Source organism: Conchiformibius kuhniae DSM 17694 (genome assembly GCF_000428785.1).
In the GTDB taxonomy this organism is placed as follows: domain Bacteria; phylum Pseudomonadota; class Gammaproteobacteria; order Burkholderiales; family Neisseriaceae; genus Conchiformibius; species Conchiformibius kuhniae.
In genome coordinates, this window is sequence record NZ_AUAP01000024.1 from 21918 (window position 1) to 27917 (window position 6000).

6 protein-coding genes are annotated in these 6000 nt (G+C 46.3%); 2 read left to right on the plus strand and 4 right to left on the minus strand.

Annotated features, from left to right (window positions below):
- Positions 1-474 (plus strand): 30S ribosomal protein S7, encoded by a 474-nt coding sequence (gene rpsG / locus G392_RS0107825; RefSeq protein ID WP_027009805.1) that lies wholly within the window; start codon positions 1-3, stop codon positions 472-474.
- Between the two features lie 18 nt (positions 475-492).
- Positions 493-2595, plus strand: a complete 2103-nt coding sequence (gene fusA / locus G392_RS0107830) for an elongation factor G (RefSeq protein WP_027009806.1) — start codon at positions 493-495, stop codon at positions 2593-2595.
- A 162-nt stretch (positions 2596-2757) separates the two neighbouring features.
- Here the strand turns inward: fusA and G392_RS13305 are convergent, their stop codons facing one another.
- The 4 genes from G392_RS13305 to G392_RS13310 all read right to left on the minus strand — a co-directional run.
- Positions 2758-4293 carry a YqiA/YcfP family alpha/beta fold hydrolase gene (locus G392_RS13305; RefSeq protein WP_084165952.1) on the minus strand — a complete coding sequence of 512 codons (1536 nt, stop codon included), beginning with the start codon at positions 4291-4293 and terminating at the stop codon, positions 2758-2760.
- A gap of 15 nt (positions 4294-4308) precedes the next feature.
- Positions 4309-5442 (minus strand): hypothetical protein, encoded by a 1134-nt coding sequence (locus G392_RS13645; protein WP_156900850.1) that lies wholly within the window; start codon positions 5440-5442, stop codon positions 4309-4311.
- Between the two features lie 139 nt (positions 5443-5581).
- Positions 5582-5893: a 30S ribosomal protein S10 gene (gene rpsJ, locus G392_RS0107860; RefSeq protein WP_027009808.1), complete on the minus strand. Its 312-nt coding sequence runs from the start codon at positions 5891-5893 to the stop codon at positions 5582-5584.
- A gap of 12 nt (positions 5894-5905) precedes the next feature.
- Positions 5906-6000 (minus strand): EF-Tu C-terminal domain-related protein (locus G392_RS13310; protein WP_079758199.1); only part of this gene is annotated, 95 nt, incomplete at its 5' end.

The following is a 6000-nucleotide window of genomic DNA, read 5'->3' on the forward strand; positions in this document are numbered from 1 at the left end:
ATGCCAAGACGTAGAGAAGTCCCCAAGCGCGACGTGCTGCCCGACCCGAAATTCGGCAGCGTGGAACTGAGCAAGTTCATGAACGTATTGATGATTGACGGCAAAAAATCCGTTGCCGAACGCATCGTGTACGGCGCATTGGAACACATTGCCAAAAAAGTACAGGGCAAAGAAGCGATTGAAGTATTCAACGAAGCCATTGCCAATGCCAAACCCGTTGTGGAAGTGAAAAGCCGCCGTGTCGGCGGTGCCAACTACCAAGTTCCTGTTGAGGTACGCGCTTCACGCCGTTTGGCACTGGCGATGCGCTGGGTGCGCGATGCCGCCCGCAAACGCGGCGAAAAATCCATGGATTTGCGCTTGGCGGGCGAGCTGATTGACGCTTCCGAAGGTCGCGGCGGCGCGTTGAAAAAACGCGAAGAAGTCCACCGCATGGCAGAAGCCAACAAAGCCTTCTCGCATTTCCGCTTCTAATTCTGAAAGGCAAGCATTATGGCCCGCAAAACCCCGATTAACCTGTACCGCAATATCGGTATTTCCGCCCATATTGACGCAGGTAAAACCACCACCACCGAACGCATTTTGTTCTATACCGGCCTGACCCACAAACTGGGCGAGGTGCATGACGGTGCTGCTACCACCGACTACATGGAACAGGAACAAGAGCGCGGCATCACCATTACTTCTGCTGCGGTAACGTCCTACTGGAAAGGTATGGCGGGACAATTCCCCGAACACCGCTTCAACATCATCGACACCCCCGGACACGTGGACTTTACCGTAGAGGTGGAGCGTTCCATGCGTGTTTTGGACGGCGCGGTAATGGTGTACTGCGCGGTCGGCGGCGTACAGCCCCAGTCTGAAACCGTTTGGCGTCAGGCGAACAAATACAAAGTGCCGCGTTTGGCGTTTGTCAACAAAATGGACCGTCAAGGCGCGAATTTCTTCCGCGTGGTTGAGCAGATGAAAACCCGTCTGCGCGCCAATCCCGTGCCTGTGGTGATTCCCGTAGGTGCGGAAGAAGGCTTTGAAGGCGTGGTGGATTTGCTGAAAATGAAAGCCATCATCTGGAACGAAGCCGACAAAGGCGTAACCTTTGAATACGGTGACATTCCCGCCGATTTGGTGGCGACTGCCGAAGAATGGCGTCAAAACATGATTGAAGCCGCCGCCGAAGCCAATGAAGAGCTGATGGACAAATATTTGGGCGGCGAAGAGCTGTCTGAAGACGAAATCATCGCCGCCTTGCGCCAACGCACTTTGGACGGCGAAATCCAGCCCATGCTCTGCGGCTCCGCATTCAAAAACAAAGGCGTACAACGCATGTTGGACGCGGTGGTGCAATTTTTGCCCGCACCGACCGATATTCCGCCCGTACAAGGCGAAACCCCCGACGGCGAAAAAGCCAGCCGCAAAGCGGACGACGATGAAAAATTCTCCGCTTTGGCGTTCAAGATGTTGAACGACAAATACGTCGGTCAATTGACCTTTATCCGCGTTTATTCCGGCGTGGTGAAATCGGGCGACAGCGTGATTAACTCCGTAAAAGGCACACGCGAGCGCATCGGTCGTTTGGTGCAGATGACCGCCGCCGACCGCACCGAGATTGAAGAAGTCCGTGCGGGCGACATCGCCGCCGCCATCGGTTTGAAAGACGTTACCACCGGCGAAACCCTGTGTGCCGAAGATTCGCCGATTGTGTTGGAGCGCATGGAGTTCCCCGAACCCGTTATCCACGTTGCCGTTGAGCCGAAAACCAAAAACGACCAAGAGAAAATGGGCATCGCGCTCAACCGCTTGGCGAAAGAAGACCCGTCTTTCCGCGTGCGTACCGATGAAGAATCCGGTCAAACCATTATTTCCGGCATGGGCGAATTGCACTTGGAAATCATTGTTGACCGTATGAAACGCGAATTCGGCGTGGAAGCGAATGTGGGTGCGCCGCAAGTCGCCTACCGCGAAACCATCCGCAAGGAAGTGGAATCCGAAGCCAAACACGTCAAACAGTCGGGCGGTAAAGGTCAATACGGCCATGTCGTCATCAAAATGGAACCGATGGAACCCGGCGGCGAAGGCTACGAGTTTATCGATGAAATCAAAGGCGGCGTGATTCCGCGCGAATTTATCCCGTCTTGCGACAAGGGTATCCGCGACACCCTGCCCAACGGCATCGTGGCGGGCTATCCTGTGGTGGACGTGCGCGTGCGCCTGATTTTCGGTTCTTACCACGATGTGGACTCTTCGCAAATCGCGTTTGAGCTGGCGGCTTCCATGGCGTTTAAAGAAGGCATGAAAAAAGCCAGCCCCGTGCTGCTTGAGCCGATTATGGCGGTGGAAGTGGAAACCCCCGAAGAGTATATGGGCGATGTGATGGGCGACTTGAACCGTCGTCGCGGCATCGTGCTGGGCATGGACGATGACGGCATCGGCGGCAAAAAAGTCCGCGCGGAAGTGCCGTTGGCGGAAATGTTCGGTTACTCTACCGATTTGCGTTCTGCCACTCAAGGCCGTGCGACTTACTCGATGGAGTTTGCCAAATACGCCGAAGCACCGGCACACGTTGCTGAAAAAGTGGTTGCCGACCGTAAAGGTTAATTAAATGGCAAGGCTGTCTGAAACGGGTTTTCAGGCAGCCGCAAAATCGAAAAATACCGTTTGGACGTTTGTTCAAACGGTATTTTTTAGTGAACTTTTTGAAAAAAGAAAATCGGATTTCCCAATTGATTAGGAAATCCGATTGTTTATTGCCTGCTCAATTTATTTGATAACTTTTGTATCGTTATGGAATTTATTCACAGGCTTGATGGTATTACGCCGTGTATCCAGCTCAAAAGTATGCCAAACTGTACCAACTTTATCTTTGGGAACAGAAAACTGGGTTACTTTCCGTCCCAAATTATCGCCTTCAGGTAAATTGCGGTTGCCTGCTGTATGTACGCTGACTACTGCACCCGAATTGGATAATGCGCGACTGCTTTGACTGCTCTGATTACTGAAATCATGCACATAAAAATTGTACACACCAGGTTGGGTAACATTGATACGCGTTTGCTCGGGACGATTGGCACTGCCTACACCGTGTGAAGTGTCATCGCGATATAACAATACATTGGGATTGCTGTTTAAGCTACCTTTATTTTGGTAATTAACATGAAACCGTTCCGGAGATTGTGCATTAATCGGACCGGTTAAATGTGAATCCAAATCAGCAGGACGACTGCCCCAATTTAATACAATATCGGCAGGAGCTTCAATAATGGCACTGCCTTTTGCAAGATAGGGATTTTCTTGCACAGTTTTTCTATTATGCGCATTGTATTGTGGAATAGTTGTTGTACCAAAATGTGAAGTATTATTTTGTGTTCTATTAGATAAGGTATTTAAATTTTGTTGAGATAAAAAATTCTGTTTATTTGATGAATACCATTTTTCAAATGCAGATATTTTACTCATTTCATCTATGATTACTTTTATTGAGTGTTCTAGTGGAGCATCAGACCTTCTAGCATCAATAAAAATATCCTGACCAATATTCTTGCCAGTCAATCCCCATATTTTCGATCCCGGATTCACAATATCATCAGTCATAAGATAATTTCTTACATTGTGGTTATATGACTTATAGTAGGCTTTATTTCCAATAATAATAGACCGATTAAGTAAATCATCTAAAAAAATAGAATAGTTAATCGAAGCTGAATTGAAAGTTATTGCTTCTACACCATTGGCTAAAGCAGCTATTTGTGCCAAACTGCCGCCTAATGAATGACCAGTTACAATAATATCTTTTTTCTTATATTTTTCTTTCATTTCTTGAAAATATTTAACAGCTTGGTCATGTTGTTTTGTTTTTAGAAAAATAAGTGTCATGTCCGTTTTCACATCTTCCCAGTCTGCTGGGTCTGTACCTTCATAAGAAATTACAAGCTTACCTGTTTTTACATTCTTATAAACTCCTGCATGAAAACCATCTGTACCATGTTTTTCTTCAAGCAATTCCCAGTCATCAACTTTATTTTCACTAGAATAAATAGCATTTGATAATTTGGCATAAATTAAGTCATTGCTAATTAATTTAAATTTCTTTTGGGTCTCTTCATTATATCCAGAAGTTACAGAGTGAAATTCACCATCGGTTAGACCATGTCTGTAAGCTCCAAGATGCTTTTCATCAGGGGCGTGTGCAGTCGGGATAAGGAAGTCCCCAAAATCTTTAATCCAATCCATAACACCTGCATGAACATTATTGGTAAAAATAATTGCCATGACAGAAAAAAGAATTTTCTTATGCATGATAGATTCCTAATATTAAAATTGGTACTTAATACTGCTAAACAAATTCCACCCACGATAATTCTGTTTATCCAGATAAGGCGTTGAACCATCTTTCATCCAAAACCGTTTGGCAGATACGGCAATTTGGCTTTTGGGTGTGATTTGGTATTGATAATTGATACCGATACCAGTTTTGGTACGGGCAGGGATATACAGCGCATTAATTGGGTCATAGCCATTGCTTTTGATTTTCAGATAATCCGCCGCAGCACCAATATTGTGCCGTTGCTTGAAATTCAATGAATAGCCCAAATTCAGCGCGTGTGAGCTGCCGTTGCTGTTAAATGCTTCTTGTTCCAAACCTCCTGTCTGGTTGTTGATGTATTTGTCCTTTTTACGGTAGGCATACGAATAACCTCCATAAATACTTTGATAAGGTGTTAAGGCAAATTGCCCGCTAATATCACTTGTCCATAAATTTCCTTTTTGATAGTATGATTGTTTGTTGCGTTTGGTAATGCCTGAATGCTGGTGCGATAAACCCGCTTGAATTTGCCCACGTTTGCCGGTGCGTGAATATTGCAAGGCAATAATGGTATCATCTCCCGGATTAATTTTGTCATTTTCCACATCACCATTGGGGTCAAATTCACCACGAAATATCCGGCTGATACCAAAACCCATAGTGTCTTTATCGCTAAAAGAATGGGCGATATTGATACCGGGGGTAATGTTTAAACCTTCACCCAATCTGGTCTGCCAGACCAAATGTCCGTCCATAATGGCGTTTTTCTCATCGCCAGAAAGCGTGGCTTTGCCATTGGGGATATTGGCAGACAAGTTGAAACGAAGTGGATAATTTTTATCCTGAAAAGCTGTATAGGCTAAACTTAATGAAGTATCACTCCAATGTGCTACTCGTCCGTATTGTTCGGGGGACTGATTTTTAGAAAGGATATAAGCACGGCGCAGCCCTACGTTGAAAGTTCCTTTTTGGTATGTCAGATTGATTGGCATGACATGTTGTTTGCCTTTTAATCCATCTTGACTCTTCCAAAAATAATGATGATTTTCAACGCTGATATCTAGCTGTGCAGGCTGTTGTTGTGCGTATAGGCTGATGGGAAATAGGCTTAAAATAAGTACGAGTAATTTATTTGGTTGCATATCTGTATTCAATTGTAGGACGGTTTTGGTGCATTATATCAAAATATTGTTGACTGTAGTGTAGGTAATTCTTCATGTTTGAGGCAATATTAAAAATACCCCGAATGAAAATGAAAAAGTCATTCGGGGCTTACTTATATTACTGAACTTTGATTTCCACATCCACGCCGGCGGGTAAATCCAGCTTCATCAGCGCATCGGTGGTTTTGTCCGTCCAGTCCACAATGTCCATCAGGCGCAAGTGGGTGCGGATTTCCAACTGCTCACGTGAAGTTTTGTTCACGTGCGGCGAACGCAGAATGTCGAAACGCTCGATTTTGGTCGGCAGGGGAATCGGACCTTTGACCACCGCGCCGGTGCGCTTGGCGGTTTCCACGATTTCCTGTGCGGATTTGTCAATCAGGCTGTAGTCGTATGCTTTCAAACGGATACGGATTTTTTGGTTTGCCATGTCGTCCTGTCCTTATGCAATCACGCTGGAAACCACGCCCGCGCCGACGGTACGGCCGCCCTCGCGAATCGCAAAGCGCAAGCCTTCTTCCATCGCAATCGGTGCAA